Origin of the sequence: Halobaculum marinum, assembly GCF_029338555.1 — an archaeon.
Lineage (GTDB): Archaea > Halobacteriota > Halobacteria > Halobacteriales > Haloferacaceae > Halobaculum > Halobaculum marinum.
Map to the genome: position 1 here is coordinate 1,224,875 of NZ_CP119989.1, position 19,622 is coordinate 1,244,496.

The 19,622-nt window shown below is 66.4% G+C and carries 15 protein-coding genes; 3 read left to right on the forward strand and 12 right to left on the reverse strand.

Going from position 1 to position 19,622, the window contains the following annotated elements:
* Positions 1-195: 195 nt before the first annotated feature.
* From P0R32_RS06335 to P0R32_RS06355, 5 genes are all read right to left on the reverse strand, one after another.
* Entirely contained in the window at positions 196-1,668 is a 1,473-nt protein-coding gene (locus P0R32_RS06335) for an oligosaccharide flippase family protein (protein WP_276239107.1), read from the reverse strand.
* Positions 1,669-1,846: 178 nt separating this feature from the next.
* The gene (locus P0R32_RS06340) at positions 1,847-2,623 is read right to left on the reverse strand and encodes a glycosyltransferase family 2 protein (protein WP_276239108.1); all 777 of its coding nucleotides are present in this window, start codon (positions 2,621-2,623) and stop codon (positions 1,847-1,849) included.
* Entirely contained in the window at positions 2,617-3,813 is a 1,197-nt protein-coding gene (locus P0R32_RS06345) for a glycosyltransferase family 4 protein (RefSeq protein ID WP_276239109.1), read from the reverse strand. The genes P0R32_RS06340 and P0R32_RS06345 overlap by 7 nt, the downstream gene beginning before the upstream one ends.
* Positions 3,810-4,724 carry a glycosyltransferase family 2 protein gene (locus tag P0R32_RS06350; RefSeq protein WP_276239110.1) on the reverse strand — a complete coding sequence of 305 codons (915 nt, stop codon included), beginning with the start codon at positions 4,722-4,724 and terminating at the stop codon, positions 3,810-3,812. Before P0R32_RS06350 ends, P0R32_RS06345 begins: the two co-directional genes overlap by 4 nt.
* Positions 4,717-5,940 carry a glycosyltransferase family 4 protein gene (locus tag P0R32_RS06355; RefSeq protein ID WP_276239111.1) on the reverse strand — a complete coding sequence of 408 codons (1,224 nt, stop codon included), beginning with the start codon at positions 5,938-5,940 and terminating at the stop codon, positions 4,717-4,719. Before P0R32_RS06355 ends, P0R32_RS06350 begins: the two co-directional genes overlap by 8 nt.
* A 420-nt stretch (positions 5,941-6,360) precedes the next feature.
* On the opposite strand from P0R32_RS06355, the gene P0R32_RS06360 reads away from it, so the two are divergent.
* Positions 6,361-7,380: a glycosyltransferase gene (locus P0R32_RS06360; protein ID WP_276239112.1), complete on the forward strand. Its 1,020-nt coding sequence runs from the start codon at positions 6,361-6,363 to the stop codon at positions 7,378-7,380.
* Here the strand turns inward: P0R32_RS06360 and P0R32_RS06365 are convergent.
* From P0R32_RS06365 to P0R32_RS06385, 5 genes are all read right to left on the reverse strand, one after another.
* Positions 7,377-8,309, reverse strand: coding sequence for a glucosamine inositolphosphorylceramide transferase family protein (locus P0R32_RS06365; protein WP_276239113.1), 933 nt, complete (start codon positions 8,307-8,309; stop codon positions 7,377-7,379). The two genes, P0R32_RS06360 and P0R32_RS06365, sit on opposite strands and share 4 nt — an antisense overlap.
* Positions 8,310-8,567: 258 nt before the next feature.
* A complete protein-coding gene (locus P0R32_RS06370) occupies positions 8,568-9,896 on the reverse strand; it encodes a hypothetical protein (RefSeq protein WP_276239114.1) in 1,329 nt (442 codons plus the stop codon).
* Positions 9,896-11,857 (reverse strand): LamG domain-containing protein, encoded by a 1,962-nt coding sequence (locus P0R32_RS06375; protein ID WP_276239115.1) that lies wholly within the window; start codon positions 11,855-11,857, stop codon positions 9,896-9,898. Before P0R32_RS06375 ends, P0R32_RS06370 begins: the two co-directional genes overlap by 1 nt.
* A 112-nt stretch (positions 11,858-11,969) precedes the next feature.
* Positions 11,970-13,769 (reverse strand): glutamine--fructose-6-phosphate transaminase (isomerizing), encoded by a 1,800-nt coding sequence (gene glmS / locus P0R32_RS06380; RefSeq protein WP_276239116.1) that lies wholly within the window; start codon positions 13,767-13,769, stop codon positions 11,970-11,972.
* A gap of 2 nt (positions 13,770-13,771) precedes the next feature.
* Positions 13,772-14,938 carry a sugar phosphate nucleotidyltransferase gene (locus tag P0R32_RS06385; RefSeq protein WP_276239117.1) on the reverse strand — a complete coding sequence of 389 codons (1,167 nt, stop codon included), beginning with the start codon at positions 14,936-14,938 and terminating at the stop codon, positions 13,772-13,774.
* A gap of 125 nt (positions 14,939-15,063) precedes the next feature.
* Between P0R32_RS06385 and P0R32_RS06390 the strand changes: the two genes are divergently transcribed.
* Positions 15,064-16,473: a PQQ-dependent sugar dehydrogenase gene (locus tag P0R32_RS06390; protein ID WP_276239118.1), complete on the forward strand. Its 1,410-nt coding sequence runs from the start codon at positions 15,064-15,066 to the stop codon at positions 16,471-16,473.
* A gap of 74 nt (positions 16,474-16,547) precedes the next feature.
* On the opposite strand, the gene P0R32_RS06395 is transcribed toward P0R32_RS06390, so the two are convergent.
* Together P0R32_RS06395 and P0R32_RS06400 are read right to left on the reverse strand one after the other, a co-directional pair.
* Entirely contained in the window at positions 16,548-17,459 is a 912-nt protein-coding gene (locus tag P0R32_RS06395) for an NAD-dependent epimerase/dehydratase family protein (protein ID WP_276239119.1), read from the reverse strand.
* The gene (locus P0R32_RS06400; protein ID WP_276239120.1) at positions 17,456-18,466 is read right to left on the reverse strand and encodes a Gfo/Idh/MocA family protein; all 1,011 of its coding nucleotides are present in this window, start codon (positions 18,464-18,466) and stop codon (positions 17,456-17,458) included. The genes P0R32_RS06395 and P0R32_RS06400 overlap by 4 nt, the downstream gene beginning before the upstream one ends.
* 101 nt (positions 18,467-18,567) lie before the next feature.
* Here P0R32_RS06400 and P0R32_RS06405 point away from each other — a divergent pair, with 101 nt between their 5' ends.
* Positions 18,568-19,620, forward strand: coding sequence for a GNAT family N-acetyltransferase (locus P0R32_RS06405; RefSeq protein ID WP_276239121.1), 1,053 nt, complete (start codon positions 18,568-18,570; stop codon positions 19,618-19,620).
* Positions 19,621-19,622: the final 2 nt, after the last annotated feature.

A 19,622-nucleotide genomic window follows, 5' to 3' on the forward strand; every position in this document is an offset into this window, starting at 1 on the left:
GCGGTGACTCCGGCGTTCGAACGGCGGTTCGACGTCGCCTCAGCGCTCGCCATCTCGGGCCTTCGTCCACCGTCTTCTCGGCACACGGCCGGACCTCCGCCACGGCACCGAAGACGCCGGACCTGCCGGCTGGATCACACATCGTCACACCTGCGACTCGCTGGCAGACCGGTGGTTTCGGTTCGCACTCGCGATTCAGCCACCGAACTGACCGACGGCGCTGAAGAACTTCGCCCGGATGCTCGGTGAGGCGAGCACCACCGCCCCATAGACGGCCCCTCCGAGGAGTATCCGCCCGACGAGTCCGGCCAGCGTCGCCGGAAGCACTGTCCCCGCTGCGACGACCGCAACGCCCATCAGTCCGGCCGCCGCGACACACCACCCGACCTCCCGGACGGGGAACTCGATCGGGACAAGACGGCGGAGGAACCCGCCGAGGACGACCGTGTTGATCGCCATCGAGAGGCCCGTCGCGAGCCCGGCCCCGACGAGTCCGTATCGAGGAACCAACAGGATGTTCAACACGATGTTCAACGCCAGCGACGCGACGGTCGCGTAGGCACCGATGTCCGGCCGATCGACCGCCCGAACCGTCGCGTCGAAGACGTTGTTCACCGCAGCGACCAACTTCTCGCCCATCAGAACGACGAACGCGGCTGCGGCGATGACGAACTCCGGCCCGAAGACGAACCCGAGAATCTCCTCAGAGAGCAACGCGACGCCGACGAAGGAGGGAACGACGAGCACCAACGACGCCAACAGTCCGTCTCGGACTGTCGGCGCGATGCGATCACGCTGTCCGGCGGCGTCCCACGCGCTCATCTGGGCGAAGACGGTGTTAGCGACGACGCCGCCCACGATCCCGGTCATCAGCGTCACGCGCCAGGCCAGTTCGTACGCCGCCACGTCGGCGCTCGTGAGGAACAGCCCGATGACCAGGATGTCCATCGTGTTGTATGCCTGTCCGCCCAGTCCCCAGATCCCGTTGAACTTCGCGTAGTCGACCAGGGTCCGGACGTGTCGGATCGATGGACGGGCGGGCACCGTCGAGGTCCGTCGCACGCCCCCGGCGAGCAAGACGAGGTAGCCGGCGATGAGGCCGTAGACGAGCGCCATCGGGCCGGCACCGAACCGGATCAGCGCGACCGACACCGCGACGTACGTCACCAGACGCAGAAACTGGAGGATCGCCGTCTCGTCGGCTCGCAGTTCCGCCCGCATAACGTGGATAGAGAGCACCGCCAGTTGGGACAGTACCAACGCCACCAGCAACGGACCGACCACGACCGCGCCGACGTAGGCGTTGATCGCTTGGCGGAACGGGACGACGACGGCGGTCAGTCCGAGCACCAGCGCGCCTTTCAGGAGGAGGCCCGCGCTGAGGACGGACCCGGGCTCGCGTCCCTCGCTGATGCGTTTCTCGATCGCGCCGTTAATCCCGAAATCCCCGAACGTTCCGAGTGTTCCCAGCGCCGCCTCGAACAGGAAGAACACCCCCAACGCCGCGGCACCCAGCGTCGTCGCGAAGTACACCGTCGAGCCGAACCCGATGACGACGCCGACGATCTCCAGCGCCAAGAGGAGGCCGCCGGCCCGCGCGAAGTTCAACTGTCGCGGGATCACCGACCCCGCGAGCGGTCGAACGGGAGCCGGTTTGTCTCGGTTCACGGACGCCCCCGGAGTCCGTCGACAGCTTCGCGCCCGTTCCGATAGTCCGTGCGAACGAGACGCGAACGACTCCCCGGACAGTCGCCAGAGACGACACGCCCGCCACTCGTCCGGTCCACGGTTCCGGTCGGGTCACGACCAGTCGTATCCGCGCCCAGTACAGTTCGGTCGGTTCCGATCACTGTGTTGGACCTATCGGCAGAGCGCGAGACAAGAGCGTCAACAGGAGATGCCAGAGCGTGTACGGGTGTGGGGAGATGCGGAGCGCTCGCACGAGATACGAGACGGCCCGGTCGTGCTCCCCTTCCCTCCGGAGCGCGAGTCCGGCGGTCGTGAACGCTTGCACGTAGTAGATGCTCAGGTACGGATGAGCCGCCGGAACCCGCTGGTCAGCGAGATACGCGAACTCCGTACACGCCTCCACGTACTCGTCGACTTCGATGCCGGTAGCCATCATGCTTCGGTCGTGGCGACGGCGGACGAAGAGGTCCCGACAGAAACAGACACCAGCCTGTGTCGCCGCCTCGAGGGCGTAGAGTCGGTCCTCGTCGCGGTTCAGTCCCGACTCGAAGGTGGCTGACACGCGGTCGGTGTCGACCACCATCGAAGAGGTGAACGACGTCAACTCGTTCAGCATAACGCGGTAGACGAACTCGTCGAGCGACATCGATTCGCCCTCCAGACAGAACCCGGCACCGGTGTCGGCCATCCGGTCGAGTTGGCGCTCGAGTTTGTCGGGTTTCCAGAGGTCGTCGGCGTCCAGGAAAGCGACGTATCGGGAGTCGGCACGCTCCAATCCCACGTTCCGGGCGTCGGCCGGGCCGGTGTCGACGTCGTCGACGACGACCAGGTCGGTGTCGACGGTCTGTGCGGCCACGGTCTCTTTCGCCTCTTCGAGCATCTCCGGAGGCGTGAAGCGTTCGCTGTAGGGGATGACCACCGAGACGGTCACCATTCGGCCATCACCGCCTCGTGGATGTCCGTCACCCGCTCCGCGTGTGCGCTCCACGTCCAGTTCTGATCGAGGAGGCGTTGGTGCCCCGCCGCACCCATCGCCCGCAGTCGCTCCGGATCGTCCAGCAATTCGTCCAGCACGCGGGTCAGCGTCGCCGGGTCTCTCGGCGGGGTCAGGACGCCCGTCTCGCCGTCGACGACCATCTCGGGGATGCCGCCCACTTCGGATGCAACGACGGGAGTCTTCGAGGCCATCGCCTCGTAGATGACCGTCGGCCTGCCCTCCGTCCAACTGGGGTGGACAACGACGTCGGCGGCGACCTGCCAGCGTCGCAACGCTATCGGGTCGAGTCGCCACTGCGACCGGGCGGGGTGAGAGAGTTCGCCGAGCTCGTCCAGCAGCCACCAGCGCAGGTCGCCCTCGTGGCCGACGGTGACGAGCAGCACGTCGTCCCGTTCGAGCGCGTCGACCGACTCGACCAGTTCCTTCACGCCCTTCTGTTCGGTGAAGGCCCCCACGTACAACAGCAGTTTCGTGTCGGGGTCAATACCCAGTTCCGCCCGGATCTCGGTGCGTCGGTCGGTGGGGAACTTCGATGGGTCCTCGCCGATGGGGACCGTCTGGACTTTCTCTTCGGGGGCGAACCGCCGGGCGACAGCGGCCAGTTCGTCGCTGACGACGAGAATACGGGAGGCGTAGTCGATGGTCTCGCGGATCCGCCGTTGGGCCTGCTGATTGAAGGAGTCGAAGTTGTGAAGGTCGACGGCGTTGCTCGTGACCACGATCGGCAGATCGTGCTTCCGGCAGTACGGGAGCAGCCCGTATCCGTCGAGATAGATGTCGGAGGTGTGGACCACGTCGTGTGGCGTCTCGAACGTTTTCTCGATATAGCGAGGAACGCGTTTCTGCAGAGAGTCTCCGGAGACGTGGTAGAAGTACTGCTTCGGGATCATGTACAGAAACCGCGGGTAGTGGGCCACGTAGGTCCCCCACCGTTCGGTCTCGGGAACTCGCGAGTACTCCGAGAACGGGCCGACCGGCGCGGCGAACGGCGTCGGCACGACCACGTCGAGGTCCGCGTGGGTGCGGTTGATGGCGTCGAACGAACGATGGTTGAACGGAGAGCGAACCTGGAACGGGTGACTCTGATGGTGGATGCAACAGGCCAACACGTCGTAGGGGTCGCTCATCGGTCGCCCCTCAGAAGGGCTCGAACACCGAGCACCGACCAGAAGGCCACTCGGGCGAGGTTCTTCGGTTCGGCGAGCGTCGCTGCATCGAGATACTCGGCGGCCTCGCCGAATCGACCCTCGGCGAGGAAGTGACCGACCAGCCCCATCCGGTGGATCCGCTCGACCCGCACGCCGCGTGCCTCCAGGTCGGCAACAAGAGCGGCGTTGCGTTCCAGAAAGCGCCGGTCGTTCACGACACAGGCCTTCGCCGGGGCGTTGCCGGTGAAGTGGGTTACCGCCAGCGGCTCGTCGACGTACGCCAGTTTCCCGACCGCGAGCACCCGTAAGACGAGGTCCCAGTCCTCGTACAGGGACAGTCCCTCGTCGAACCCGCCGGTCGCGTTCAACACGTCGCGTTCGACCAGCAGCGTCGACCCGGGCCCCATGAACACCTGCATCGACAACAGCGCCTCGGCCAGTTCCCGGCCGCCCTCGCGCGGCGCGGCCGACCGGAAGAACCGTTCGGAGACCACACTCGCGAGCCGGCCAAGTGGCGAGAGCCCGCAGGTCGCCACCCCGCAGTACGCGCCCACCCACCCCTCACCGCGGTCCGCCAGCACCGAGAGCTGTCGCTCGAGTTTTCGCGGGAGCCACTCGTCGTCGGAGTCGAGGAACGCGACGTACTCGCCCGTCGCCGCGGCGAGGCCGGTGTTGCGGGCGGCGCTCACGCCGCGGTTCGTCTCGTGAGCGACATATCGCACGCGGTCGTCGTCGTACCCCGTGACGACGGCCTCGGTATCGTCGTCGCTTCCGTCGTCGACGACGATGACTTCGATGTCGTCGAGTGTCTGGGCGAGCGCGCTGTCGATAGCCCGACCCACCATGTCGCCCCGCTGGTACGCCGGGACGACGACGCTGACCTCAGGCATCGATGACCCTCCGGTGAATCTCGGTCATCCGCTCGGCGTGACGGGTCCACGTCCACTCGTTGTCGATCAGTCGTTGCAGCCCCGCCGCGCCCATCGTTCGCAGACGCTCGGGGTCGTCGAGAAGGCAGTCCAGCACCTCGGTCAGCGCCTCGGCGTCGTGAGGCGGGGTCAGTATCCCCGTCTCCCCGTCGACGACCATCTCCGGGATCCCGCCGACGTTCGACGCGAGCACGGGCGTCTGGGCGGCCATCGCCTCGTAGATGACCGTCGGCCGCGCCTCGAAGTGACTCGGGAGGACGAGCAGGTCCGCCGCGACGTGGAGTCGTCGGACGGCGATGGGGTCCAGCTCCCAGTACGCGTGGGCCGGGTGGGGCAGTTTCCCCAGTCGGTCGAGGAACCACCACCGTAACGCGCCGCCGTGACCGGCGGCGGCGACGCTCACGTCCTCGCGGTCTAAGTCTTCGAGCGCCGAGACGAGCTCCTCGACGCCCTTCTCCTTCTCGAAGCGACCGACGTACAACAGCAGTTTCGTGTCCGGGTCGATACCCAACTCCGCACGGATCTCCTCGCGCCGGTCGGTCGGGTACTTCTCGGGGTCCTCGCCGATAGGGAGGGTCGTGACCTTGTTAGCGGTCGTGAACCTGCGAGCGACGTCGGCCAGTTCGTCGCTCACTGTCAGGACCGCCGAGGCGTAGTCGATCGTCTCACGGATGTGTGATTGGACGGTGTCGTTGAATCGGTCGAAGTTCTTCAGATCTCCGGCGTGCGACAGCGCGACCAGCGGTATGTCGTGGCGTCGACAGTACTCGAGCGCGCCGTACCCGTCCAGGTAGAACCCACAGGTCTGAACCACGTCGTGGGGCGTCTCGAACGTCTTGGCAACGTACCGAGTGAGCCGTTTCTGCATCGAGTTCCCGGAGAGATGATAGAAGTATCGTTTCGGCAGGGCGTAGAGGAATCTGGGGTAGTGTACCTGGTACGACCCCCACCGCTCGGTCTTCGGCACGTGTCGGTACTCCGAGAACGGGCCGATCGGCGGGGCGTACGGCGTCGGTGAGACCACGTCGAGGTCGACACCAGTCCTGTTGAGCGCGTCGAACGAACGGTGATTGAACGGCGTGCGGACCGGGAAGAGGTGACTTGGGTGTTCGGTCGCACACCCGAGAACCCGGTAGGAGGGCTGCGACTCGGATCGGGAGGTATCGTCGTCTGACATGAGAGAGAGATCGTCGCGACGCGACGGGATAGTACGTTCATCCTACCTACAAGGAGTCCTGTGTTATGCTTTCCGGGGCGACGTGATCGTCTACAGCTCTACTCTCGTGGGATAGGATACACCTCCCAGGGTCTCTCCTCCGGAAGCCTCCCACGGGTGGACGCGACGACGGGTCGGGTCCCCGTCGCTCGTGGCTGGCGCTCGTACTCGCCTCGACGACCGCCGGCTGTGCGCTGGGGGACGGTGACGACGTGTCGGCCGACTCGACGGCGCCCGGCCCTCGTTCTATTCGGCCGTCCGGCCGACGTCGACGTGACCGGCAGATCGAACACCGGCTGGTTGCGGGTACTCGGCACAGCAGGCCGCGTGACGGGCTGAGCTATCGACGGGGTTATTCACGGACGCCGCGAGCGGTCGGCCGTGACCGAAGCGCAAGCCGGCGACGCTCCCGATCCGTTGGTTTCTGTTGTCGTCGTCACGTACAACTCGGCGCCGACCGTCGGTGAAACGCTGTCGTCGTTGGCCGCACAGACCTACCCCGACGACCGCTACGAGATAGTCGTCGTCGACGGCGGGAGCAGCGACGACACCGAGCGAGTCGTCGCCGAGTACGACGCGGAGTTCCACGTCGTCGACGGTGGGACCATCGGTGCGTGCCGGAACCACGGCATCGACGTGGTCGACGCGGAGTACGTCGCGTTCACCGACTCCGACTGTGCGGTTCCCGCGACGTGGCTCAGGAGCCTCGTCGACCGGATGGTCGACGCCGCCGACCACATCGCTGGTATCGGCGGCCCGAATCGCCCGTTCCCGGACGACCCGGCGTTCGCGAAACTGGTCGGGTCTCTCCAGGGGACGGTGTTCGGATCCGGCGGATCGCCGCAGTCGCACGCGATCGACCGGGTCCGAGAGGTTCGGTCTGTCGCGTGTTGTAACGTGATCTATGACGCTGCCGTCCTCGAGAAGCATCGCTTCGACGGCGACATCAACGTCGGCGAGGACGCGGAGTTGCACTTCCGATTGAGCGAGGCCGGCCTCCGGTTTCTCTTCGACCCGAAGATCGCGGTTTCACACCACCTCTCGTCCGATATCGCGTCTTTCACGAAGAAAGCCCGCTCGTACGGCTACTCGATGGCCCGCATCCAGCGGCGCCACGGGAAGCTGATCCGGTGGTATTCCCCGCTCCCATCGGCGGCACTCGGCGGCGGCGCGGTCGCTTTCTTGGCCGATCTGACGGCGCAGCGGGCCCGCTACGTCCCGCTGTTGGCGCTCGCGTATCTCCTCGTCAGCGCCTACGCGACGGCGCAGGTGTACCGCGACCGGCGAAGCCCGCTGGCGCTGTTCGTCCCGGTGCTGCTCGCCGCACAGTACGGGTTCTACGGCATCGGCTTCCTCGAAGGACTGACCGCGGCCGACCCCGTTCCACAGGAGCTCCCCTAAGCCCGGTAGATGCCGATGGCCCAGTGGTGGATGCCCACCACCTGATACCCGAGACCGACGTTCCCGTCGACCGCACACAGGTAGCCGTCGCCGTCGTACCACGCGTCAACCTGGTGGATCGCACCGCTGTTCCAGCCGAGCCCCCCAGCAGGGTCGAGAACGGGCGAATCCGCGCGTCGAGTGTCGGTGTACGTCTCGGGTGTGAGCTCGGTGATCTCGTACGCGTGAACGCGCTCGCCGTAGCGGTCCGCGCAGTCCTGGTAGAACGCGAGTACGTAGTCGGAGAAGACGAGCGGACGACCCCCCGGACGAGCCGCTGTCGGCCGATTCTGCACGACGGGGTTCGCCTCGTGTGGCGTCCAGTCGGGCGCCTCGAGGTCGTCGCTGTAGTACGCGTACAGATCCGTGCCGTCCCCGACGATCGCCCACCAACGGCCCTCCCAGCGGAACGGACTGAAGTCGTGTATCGGGGTCGCCGGCCTGACGAGTTCGGCGACCGGCTCCCACTGGTGGGGGAACGACGCAGCCTTGAACAGTGTGACTGCTGCAGGCCCTCGTTCCTTTGCCCAGGTGTCTGGAACCATGTAGTGGTCTCCGTCCCACTTGAAAACGTACGGGTACGACAGGTGTTCGTCCGTCTCAAGTACGACTCGGTCGTACTGCCAGTCGTAGCCGTCCGCACTCTCGGCGTGACCGATGACCGCCGACGGCTGGCGATTCTGTGTGTATACCTCGAAGAACATGTGCCAGTCGCCGTCGGCGGTGACGAACAGGAACGGGTCGGCCACGCAGTCAGTACGGCCGAAGTCGGTCACGTCGGCGGCGGTCAAGACGGGGTTGATGTCGCCGGCCGGCACGAACCGCTCCGGGGCTCGGTCGGCCGCGATCGGGTACTCCGGGACCGCCTCGCTGGCGTATCGGTCCCCCATGTCGACCGGGTCGGGGTGGCTCCGACCGGTCGGTACCCGCTTGTGGACAGTCTCGCCTGTGTGCCACGCCACGCGCTCGACGAGCGTGGAGGAAGCGAGACGGCGTCTGATCGCCTCCACCGCCGGATCGATCCGGTAGCGGGCGTGAGGACGCGGTGCGCCTCGCGACGTGTCGCCGCGACCCCGTGAACTGTTGTCCGTCATTGGATGTCGCTTACTGCATCGAGACCGTAATTAAACACCACCGGGAGCGCCGGGTCAGAACCCCGTCCCGGCCGTTCCGAGTGCTCGCAGGCCGCCGGTCGACTCCTTGGAGTGGGTCACAGTCACGTCTTCGGGCGATCCGTTGTACAGCGACGGTTGGGCGGGATCGGCCGGGTACGCGAGGTTGACGACTGTGTTCGTGATGTCGGCTTCAGCCCCCAGTTCGATGTAGGGTCCGAGTATCTTCCGGCCGGGACCCCTGGCGTTGTAGCTGTCGTAGCCCAGTTCGTAGACGTAGTCGGCCACGCCGGTGACGTGTTTGACGGAGTCGATGATCGCCGTGCTGTGACCAAGCAGCCGGACGATAGCGGGCGGGGACGTCGGGTTCGTCGTCGGCTCCCAGTGGACGTTTCCGAACTCGATGACGCTGTCCCACGTCTGGTGGATCGCGACGCCTGCGGATCCGCCCATCGTGAGGTAATCGACCGTCTGCGTGCCGCCGCGCGAGAAGAACACCGTCGTGTTCTTGCCGCTGACCGTGGCGCTGGGATACGCCGCGATGGTGCCGAACCAGTTCGCCGGGCCGTACCACGACCGGAACTCGAACAGGCCGTCCTGGTCGCCCGCGTCACACTCGTAGATGGTGAGCTGATCGTGGCGACACTGGAAGGGACCGACCCCTTCGTCGACGCGATACACTGAGTTGTTCCAGCCCCACAGGACGAGTCGCCCCACGTGCAGGTCCTGCGTGTCCTTGTTGGCGTGGTGGATCGCGACGCCCGTTGGCTGGCCGCCTGCCGGCCCGTTCAGCGCAAATCCGTCGAGCTTGACCCGACTCACACCGGAGTCGCGGTCGAACAGGATGCCGTCTGCGTTCCGGTCGGTGATCGCGATCTTCGAGAGTTCGACTCCGAGCCCGATGATCTGGGTCTCCTCGTACGGACGGATCGGCCCCGTCTCCTCGACGACCCCCGCCGGGAGTCGTACCTCGCCGCCGCCGGCGGCGGCGACGATGTCGAGCGCGTCTTGGATCGGCGTCGACGTGGTCTCAGGATCGACCGACTGTGGGACGGAGTTGTTCCGTCCGAGTGCGACGACGTAGCCCGAGAGGATGAGCGAGGCGACGCTGGACCCGTCACCCGAGGAACTGCCGCCCGAGCCGATCGTTCCCAGCTGGGACCACGAACTGCCGTCGCCCAGATAGACGTTCCCGGTGTCGGTCGCGAGGAACTTCGCGTCGACCTTGGGAACGTAGTTGGTTCGGTTGGCGTCCGTGTCCCGTATCTCGACGTCCGTGTCGATGCGTTCGAAGTTGCGGTTCAGCGGTTGGTCCCAGTCCAGTGTCCCGGACGCAGGGGTTTCGTATTGGTGGTTGTCTGTCATTAGTTGCTCCCGTCGACGACGCCGCCGTAGCCGTGGCTGCCGTAGCCACTCTCCCCGAACTCGTCGTTCGGGATCGGTGTCGCGGTTGGTGTTTCACTCGGTGTGGGCGTCGGCGTCGCTGTCGGCGTGGGGGTCGGGGTCGGAGTCGGCGTAGGCGCCGTCGTCGCCCCGGCGACGATCGCACCGACTTCGTCGCTCGTCAGCGCCGTCTCGTACACACGCACGTCGTCGACGGTCCCGTTCATGTCGTAGGAGGCGGTGTAGCCGTTGTCGCCGTAGCCGATGTACAGCGACCGGCCGCTCGGGACGACGTCGCCCGACTGGGACGTGTCGCGGTCGACCTCCTCGCCGTCGAGGTACACGACGAACGCCTCGCCGTCCCAGGTGCAACAGACGTGGTGCCACTGGCCGTCGTGTGTCTTGACGCCGCGGGGGTTTACCGATGCGCGGCCGCTTTCGACGCCGAGGTGCGCACGCAAGCGGGTCCGGCTCTGGACGTCGACGGCGTAGCCTTCCTCACCGTACCGTGCGTCCGCCTTCTGGAGGACCGTCTGCTCGCGGTCACCGCTCGTCGTGCGGTACCAGCCGCAAAACGAGAGCGCCGCCGTCGGTGTCAGCGTCCCCGAATCGGGGACCTCAACGTAGTCGTCCGCGTTCGGGCCGAAGGCGATGCCCGACGTATCGAACACTCCATCTGTGTCGAGGGCCGGCGAGCCACGGAGGAACCCGTCGTTCCCCCCGGCGCTGTCTGCCACCGTCGTCCCGCTCGTCTCCGTGAACTGCCACCGTGCCACCGGCGCTGGCTGTGTCGACGGGTCCGTTGGCGTCGGTGTTGCAGTCGGAGTGGGCGTTGGCGTTGCCGTGGGCGTTGCGGTCGGAGTAGGTGTCGGTGTCGCAGTTGGTGTCGGCGTCGGTGTCGCAGTTGGTGTCGGTGTCGGTGTCTCAGTTGGTGTCGGCGTCGGTGTTGCAGTCGGAGTGGGCGTTGGCGTTGCCGTGGGCGTTGCGGTCGGAGTAGGTGTCGGTGTCGGCGTCGGTGTCGACGTCGCAGTCGGCGTTGCGGTCGGTGTTGGAGTTGGCGTGGGCGTCGGTGTCGACTCCTCGACACCGGCGTACAGCGCCGCGACCTCGTCACCTCCGATCGCTCGGTTGTACACACGGACGTCGTCGACGGCCCCGTCCATGTCGTAGTAGCTGGAGTAGCCGTTGTCGCCGTACCCGATGTACAACGACCGGTCGCTGTGCACCACTGTGCCCGACTGTGAGGTGTCGCGGTCGACCTCCTCGCCGTCGAGGTACAGGACGAGCGCCTGCCCATCCCACGTACAGAATACGTGGTGCCACTCGCCGTCGTGGGTCGCGACGCCGAAGGGGTTGACCGTCGCCTGTCCGCTCTCGACGCCGACGTGGGCCCGGAGGCTGTTCGGCGTCTGGACGTCGATGGCGTACCCCTCGTCGCCGTAGCGGGAGTCCGCCTTCTGGACGACCGTCTGTTCGTTCTCGCCGCTGGTGGTCCGGTACCAGCCCCCGAAGCTGAGTTCGTCGGGCGCGAGGACGCTCGCGTTCGCGACCTCGACGTACTCGTCGGGAGCCCCCCCGAACTCGATGGCAGTCGAGTCGTACACGCCCGCCACACCCAGTTGGGGGTTCCCGCGAACGACGCCGTCGTTGCCGCCCGCCACGTCCGCCATCGTGTCGTTGGTGCCGTCGAGCGGCCAGTGACCCACCAGTCCGTCGCTGGGCCCGACCAGCGAGAGGGGGTTTCCTGCCAGCAGCGCCGCCGGGATGCCGCCCGAGAGTCGCCAGGGGGTCCCACCGTAGCCGAGTCCGAGCCGATCGGGAGTGGGAGCGTCCAGACACCCGGCCGTCGACACGGACCCCATGGTGGCGATGCCGGTCAGCTTGAGCCATGTACGTCGGGTGACTGAACTATCGGTCGCTTTCAGCGGTGGGTCCGGGGCCATTCCGACAGAGATGCGTCGCCAGCTTGGATATCAGTTGCCTACAGGATTTTCGCTGTCGTGTCTTGAAGTAAACACGATCGCTTCCGGACGAAATGCGATCGGCCGTAGCGATCTATTCGACCGTTACGCTCTTCGCCAAGTTCCTCGGTCGGTCGATCGATCGACCCTTGTCGTCGGCCACGTGGTAGGCGAACAACTGGAGGTAGACGTTCGCCACGAGCGGTTCGACCAGTCCGAGATCGGGGACGTCGAATCCCACCTCGTAGTCTCCGTCGTCGTCGGGTGCTGTGAAGGCGACGACCGGCGCACCGCGCGACTGGACCTCCTTGATGTTGTTTCGGGTCTCGTCGGGTCGCGTCCCGGCGGTAAGCAGTGCGAGCACCGGCGTGTCCTCGGTGACGAGCGCCAGCGGACCGTGTTTGAGTTCGCCGGCCGGGAACCCCTCGGCGTGGTCGTAGGAGATCTCCTTGAGTTTCAGTGCGCCCTCCAGTGCAACGGGGTTGCCGAGTCGCCGACCGATGAAGAAGAACGCCTCACCGCCCGCGTAGGCGTCGGCGACCTCCTCGACGGCGTCGTTCCGGTCGAGGGCGCCCTGGACCGCCCCCGGGAGGCTCTGGAGATGTTCGAGCAGTTCACGACCGGCCGTCGGGTCCAACTCGCCACGCTCGTCCGCGACGGTCACGGCGAACAGTGCGAGGATCACGACCTGTGAAGCGAACGTCTTCGTCGCTGCGACGCCGATCTCCGGTCCCGCGCGGATGTACACCACGTCGTCGCACTCCCGAGCCATCGTACTTCCGACGGTGTTGGTCACGCCGAGCGTCCGGATGCCCGACCGTTTGGCGATCCGAAGGGCACGCAAGGTGTCCGCCGTCTCCCCGCTCTGGCTGACGCCGACGACCAGTGTCCGTTCCGGATCGCGGCCGCTCCCGACGCTGTACTCGCTGGCGAACTCGACGGTCGCCCGAACGTCCGCCAGATGCTCCACCAACTGCTTCCCGTACATACAGGCGTGGTAGGAAGTGCCACAGGCGACGAACTGTACCTCTTCGATATCCGAGAGGAACGCCGCCGAAATCGAGAGGTCCCCCAACTCGACTTCTCCCTCGATCGGGTCGATGCGGCCGGCGATAGCCTGCCGGAGTGCGGTCGGCTGCTCGTGGATCTCCTTTTTCATGTAGTGGTCGTAGCCGGCTTTCTCGGCCGCGTCGGCGTCCCACTCGATCGTGGTGACCTCCCGGTCGACGGGCGCGCCGTCGTGCCGGACGCGCACCCCGTCTCGGGTCAGCTGTGCAACGTCACCGTCCTCGAGGTACGACACTGACCGAGTGTGTTCGAGCAGCGGTGTCACGTCGCTCGCGATGAAGTTCCCGTCGGTTCCGTGTCCGACGACCAAGGGACTGTTCCGTCGGGCGGCGACGATACCGTCGTAACCGGCCGCGACGATGCCGAGGGCGTAGCTCCCCTCGATGCGTTCGACGACCGCTTCGACCGCCGCAAGGAGGTCGTCGGTGTGTTCGAGCTCCACCTCGATGAGGTGCGCGACGACCTCCGTGTCGGTCTCGCTCCGGAAATCGTGGTCCGGAAGGGTCTCCCGCAGGTCGTCGTAGTTGGCGATGATGCCGTTGTGGACGACGGCGACTCGACCCGAACAGTCCGTGTGCGGATGGGCGTTCGCGTCGGTCGGCTTGCCGTGCGTGCTCCAGCGAGTGTGGCCGATACCACAGGTCTGGGGTGTCTCCGCCGGGATGTCGAGGTCGCTTATCAACCCGGACTGCTTGAAAACCGACAGCCCCTCGTCGGCGAGCGCGATGCCCGCCGAGTCGTAGCCCCGGTACTCCAGTCGCTGTAATCCCGCCACGAGTCGTGGTCGTGCCTGTTCCTCGCCGACGTATCCGATGATTCCACACATAATCAAGCCCTCCGCACTGTTTCCCCGGACGCGATCCGTCCCTGCAGGACGGTGCCGCTGTCCGCCAGGACCTCACAGCCGACGACGGTCCCCGATGTCACCGTCGCGTTCCCCCGGAGCGTCGCCCGGTCGGCGACGACTCCGCCCAGACCGACGTCGCGATGGATCCGGTCGTCGATCTCGACGTCCGCCGGGCCGCCCTCGGCGGTGACGTTCGGTCCGATCGTGGCCGCCTCTCCGACGACGGTGTCGTGGAGGACTGCCCCGTCGCCGATGCGGGCGCCGGCCATCACGATACAGTTCGAGACGACCGCGTTCGCGCCGACGCGGACGTTCCTGCCGAGCGAGGTGCCGGGCAACAGCGTCGCGTTCGGTCCGACGGACACCCCTTCGTCGAGGGCGACAGCCCCCGATACCGCGGCGGTGTCGTGCACACCGGGACGCTCGGTCGCATCGGGCTGTTCGTGCTCCTGGACCAGCGTGGCGTTCGTCGTCAACAGGTCCCACGGGTAGGTGAGGTCCTGCCACGAGCCGCGGTGGAGCACCGCAGCGAGACCGCTGCCGTCGGCCAGCCGTTGGAGCGCCGTCGCGATCCCGAAGTCGCCGTCGTCCGTCTCCTCCATCCCGTGGATCACGTCGAAGACGCGGTCGTCGAAGACGTAGGCACCGCCGTTGACGAGGAACGGCGGATCGTCGGTCGGTGTCCGGGAGACGCTGCGGACGGTTCCGTCCTCGATCTCGACCGCACCGTACTCCGTCGGTCTGTCCGACCGAACGGCCGCTATCGTCGGGGCCGCCGTCTCTTCCCACCGATCCAGGAGCCGCTCTAGCAGGGCCTCTTCGACGAGTTGGTCGCCGTGGAGGGTGAGAAAGTGGCCGTCGACGACCGACTCGACCTGCGAGAGCGCGTGTGCCGCGCCCAGTTGGTGGTCCTGAACGACGTACTGTATCTCGACACCCCACTCGTCGCCGTCGCCGAAGTACGTCTGGATCCGATCGCTCCTGCGCCCGACGACGAGCACGACCTCGTCGACGCCCACACCGACCGCTGCCTCCAGAACGGTCTCCAGTATCGGCTGATTACCGACCGGGATCATCGGCTTCGGTCGTCGCTCAGTCAAGGGGCCGAGGCGACGGCCACCGCCGGCCGCTAACAGCACCGCTTTCATAGTCGCTCCACGAAGGAAATCACAGCTTACCTGTCACGCGTGCCAGTGATATACGTTTCTCACTTTCGTCCCCCATTGCGAGTCGTACAGCCAAGTATAATGTCCATTACTCCCGTTATCAGTCTATGAACAAACCGCCACGGAACGACGACTCTTTCTCTCGACGACACCTCCTCCGAACAGCCGGCGCCGTCGGGCTGGCCGGAGCCCTCGCGGGGTGCGCGTTCGGCGGGAGCCAGCAGACCGATGAACCCGAACCGACTGCCACCGCCACCGATACCGCGACCGCCACAACGTCCCCCGGCAACGGAGGCGGAGCACCCCCGGAACCGTACTTCGAACAGGGGGCGACCGTCGGAGTCAAGGAGGTCGCCACTGGCCTCTCCTCCCCGAGCGCGCTCGTGACCGCCGACGAAGACCTCGACCGCAGGTTCATCGTCGATCAGACCGGATCGATCTACATCCACGACGCCGACGGGCTGCAGTCGACGCCGTTTCTGGATCTCAGCGACCGTCTCGTCGCATTGGGTGAGGGACTCCCCAACTGGATCGCCTACGACGAGCGTGGCCTGCTCGGACTGGCGTTCCACCCCGAATTCTCGGAGAACGGGCTGTTCTACGTCCGTTACAGCGCGCCTTCGGAGAGCGACCAAATCGATCACCACGAGATCCTCTCGGAGTTCAGCGTCGCGGACGACGGCACGACTGCCGACCCCGACAGCGAGCGCATCCTCCTCGATATGCCGTGGGAGCGACCGATCCACCAGTCCGGGACCATCGAGTTCGGGCCGGACGGTTACCTCTACGGCTCGTTGGGTGACGGGCTGAACCCGTACAACGCACAGGATCTCGACAACCTGATGGGGAGTATCATCCGGATCGATGTCGACAGTCGAACCGGCACCCGTCCGTACGGGATCCCGGCGGGCAACCCGCTGGTCGGCGAGGAGGGCATGGACGAACTGTACGCGTGGGGGCTTCGGAACCCGTGGAAGATGGCCTTCAGCGGTGACCGACTCATCGCCGGCGACGTGGGGCAGGCGACGTGGGAGGAGGTCAACGTCATCGAAGGTGGCGCCAACTACGGGTGGCCGCTCAAGGAAGGAACCCACTGCCACGACCCGCAACTGGGAACCAGCTCCGAGGAGCAGTGTGTCGTCGAATCGGAGCGTGGCGAGCCGCTTGTCGACCCGGTCCTGGAGTTCCCGCACTTCGACGAAGAGGGCTACGCCGTCGGGTTCGCAGTCATCGGGGGGCACATCCACACGGGAGACGTCAGGGCCGTCGAAGGGGACTATCTGTTCGGCGCGTTCACCAGTTCGTTCACGACGGCCGCCGGCCGGCTCCTCGCCGCGAAGCCGCAGGAGTCGGGGACGTGGTCGGTCGAGGAACTCCAAGTCGAGGGTGGTCTCGACATCCAGGTGCTCTCGTTCGGACAGGACGGCGACGATTCGTACGTGCTCGGGACGCGGGCCGCACTCGCGGAGGATCCGCTCAACCAGACAGAGGGCGTCGTCTACCGGCTGACGAGATAGCCGGCTCGGGCGGGTTTGTTTCGACGGACTGTACGGACAACGCGGCGCGACAGTCGCCGTGTCGCCAGCGCCCGCTACAGCAGCCCCACCGAATCGTACCACTCGACAGTGTCCCGGATCGCCGTTTGCCACGAGCGTTGGCGGACCGGTGCCCGCTCGGTCAGGTCCTCGCGGACGGTGCCGTAGTCGCCCCGCTCGAGAAAGCCCTCGCCGGGCACGGGTGAGACGCCCACCCGATGGAGTACGTCCATCGCCGGCTTGACTCCCCAACGGATCACCCCGTATGGAACGTTCACCACGGTACAGTTGCCGGGCGTGTGCCGCGCGATCGTTTTCAACACCTGCTTGTTTGTGAGGTTCGGCCCGGTGACGAGCTGGCGGCCGGTCGTCCCGTCCAGACACCGGTCGATCGTGGCGACGACGTCGTCCACGTGGACGATATTGTACGTGTCGGCCGTGTACAGCGGCGGGACCAAGACGCGGTTGGTCGCGATCGGCCGGACGTGGTCGTACCGCGTCAACCGGTAGTCCCGCTGGCCGAAGATGTACGTCGGATATATCGCCGACACCTCGAAGGGGTGCTCGTGCCCGAACAGCAGTTCCTCAGACGCGACTTTCGATCGCTGATACGCTGAGTCCGCGTCGGCCGGTACCTCGGGATGGGCACCGATCGTACTGGCGAAGACGAACCGCTCGACGCCGGCGGCGGCCGCTGCGTCGACCAGCCGCTCGGTGCCGGTGGCGTTGGTCCCGGCCATTCGTGGCTCGTCGTAGACGGCCGCCGCGAGGTGGACGACGCTGTCGACACCCTCCAGCGCTGCCGCCAGCGAATCGGGGTCCGAGAGGTCTGCCTCGACGGTGTCGACGCCGGGAGGGAGTCTACTCGTCGAGGACGACGGACGAACCATCGCCACCGCATCGCGGTCCAGCGAGTGAAGCAGGTTCAGGCCGATGAACCCCGTCGAACCAGTCACGAGCACCGTCATCGTTCCACCGCCCAGTCGACGTCACACCGATCGTACACCGAGTCGATGACCCTCGCGACGTCGACGCCGCGACTGGTGGGGGCTGCGGTGTCTCGGTCGCCCGACGCGGCGTGGTCCGCGAAGTCGTGGATGCGTGCGGTGTGGGCGTCCTCGTCGCTCGCCGGGAACAGCGTCGCGACGCCGATATCCACCAGCGGGAGGTCGCCGTGCCGGAACTCGAACGGTCGGCCGTGGACGTCACCTTGGAGGGTCTCGGCATCCAACTCCAGCCACCCCTCGGTGCCGATGAAGAGCACGCGACTCACGCCGTCCGTCTGTGTCCACGTCGCCGACAGGTCCACCGGGGTCCCGTCGAAGTCGAGCGACACGCTGGCGGCGTCCTCGACCGCCCGATCACCGAGATAGCGGACGGTCGCGTCGGTCACCTCGGGTGCGGCGTCGAACACGTCGAAGAGGACGTCCAACGTGTGGGGGAACAGGTCACGGGCGACACCACCACCGGAGAGACCGGGATTGTAGTACCAGCCGACGGAGGGTGGTGCCGAGTGGTGGGCGACGGTCACCTCGACGACGTCGCCGATCAACTCGTTCGAGAGGAGCTTCAGTGCCCGCTCGTAGTTCCGATAGTAGCGATGGAGATACCCGACCTGTGTGACGACACCGGCAGCATCGGCGGCATCGGCCATCCGCTGGGCGCTCTCGACGCTCAACGCCAGCGGCTTCTCACAGAGGACGTGACAGCCGGCGTCGACGGCAGCGAGAAATATTTCCTCGTGGGTGCTCGGCGGGGTGCAGATGCTGACGACGTCGAGGTCGTGGGCCGACAGCATCGACGCGACGTCGCCGTACCCCGGGAGGGACTGCTCGCTCTCGACGGTCTGTCGGCGCGCCTCGTCGCGTTCGGCGAAGGCGACCACCCGTGTGTTCGGGTGGCTGGTGAACGCCGGGATATGGTAGTCGGTGGCCATCCAGCCTGCGCCGACCACACCGACGGTCAGTTTACTCATACGGCTCTTCTTGACAGTCGCGAGGATAAACCCACCTAGGCAGCACCGATCACGGAACCCGAACCATAGAGTTAGCACGCTGTTGGGCGAACGTCGACGAGATGCCAGCGTACACGACCTCGGTTCACCAGTCCATCACCGAGGTCAATCCACGAGAATGGAACGCCGTCGTCGCGCAGCAGTCCGATACCGGATGTGTCTTCGAGCGCTACGAGTGGATCGAGGCGTACGAGACTGCGACCGACGCCGCGGCCCGTCACGTCCAAGTCCGCAGCGACGGCACGCTCGTCGGGGTCCACCCGACGTTCGTCCGCCCGCTCTCGGGAACGCCGTTTCGTTTCCTCGGCCCGCCGAAACCAGGCACCAACAGCGTCATGGTCGCCACCGACGAAGCCGCCGTGTTCGCGGCCATCACCGACCGGATGGCCGACCTCACGTCGGGACGGACCATCGGACACCTGATCCGGCCAGCGACCGAACCCGCCGTCCGATACGCGAGTCGCCTCCGGGCGCGCAACTACGCACCCTCCGTACGCGACTGTCGATTCGTCCTCGACATCGACCGCCCGTGGGCGGAGGTCGCGACGGACCTCTCGGGCAAGAAGCGCAGGAACCTGCGGCGAGCCGACGAGGCCGGCGTCACCGCGACCGACATCGGGCTCACGCCCGGCACCGTAGATGCGTTCGCGAGGAACCACGCAGAGCACATGCGACGGCTCAGTGGAGACGGCGCGTCGCCAGCGTTGCTCCACGCGCTGCACTCCACCGTCGGTGACCGATTGAAACTGTTCCAGGCAACGGACGAGGACGACGACCCGGTTGGGGAACTGTTGGCGGTCTGTGACGACGAGCACGATCGCCTCGTGCTGCTGTTTCCGGCGTACGATCCGACGAACTTCGACGTGTACCCGTCGGAGATACTCTACCGGGCAGCGATCCAGTGGGGCATCGACCACGGCTACACGACGTGTGATTACGGCGAGACGACGCCCGACTTCGAGGACGGGACGTTCGCGTTCAAGACGGCCTTCGGCGGGCAAGCGCGGCCGATAGTCCGGTGGGAGCGGATCGGCTCCCGTCTGGGTCGTGTGCTCTACGCACTGGCGGGTGAACGGCTCGTTCCGCAGCCGGGAGGCGAGCAGACAGCGGACTGACA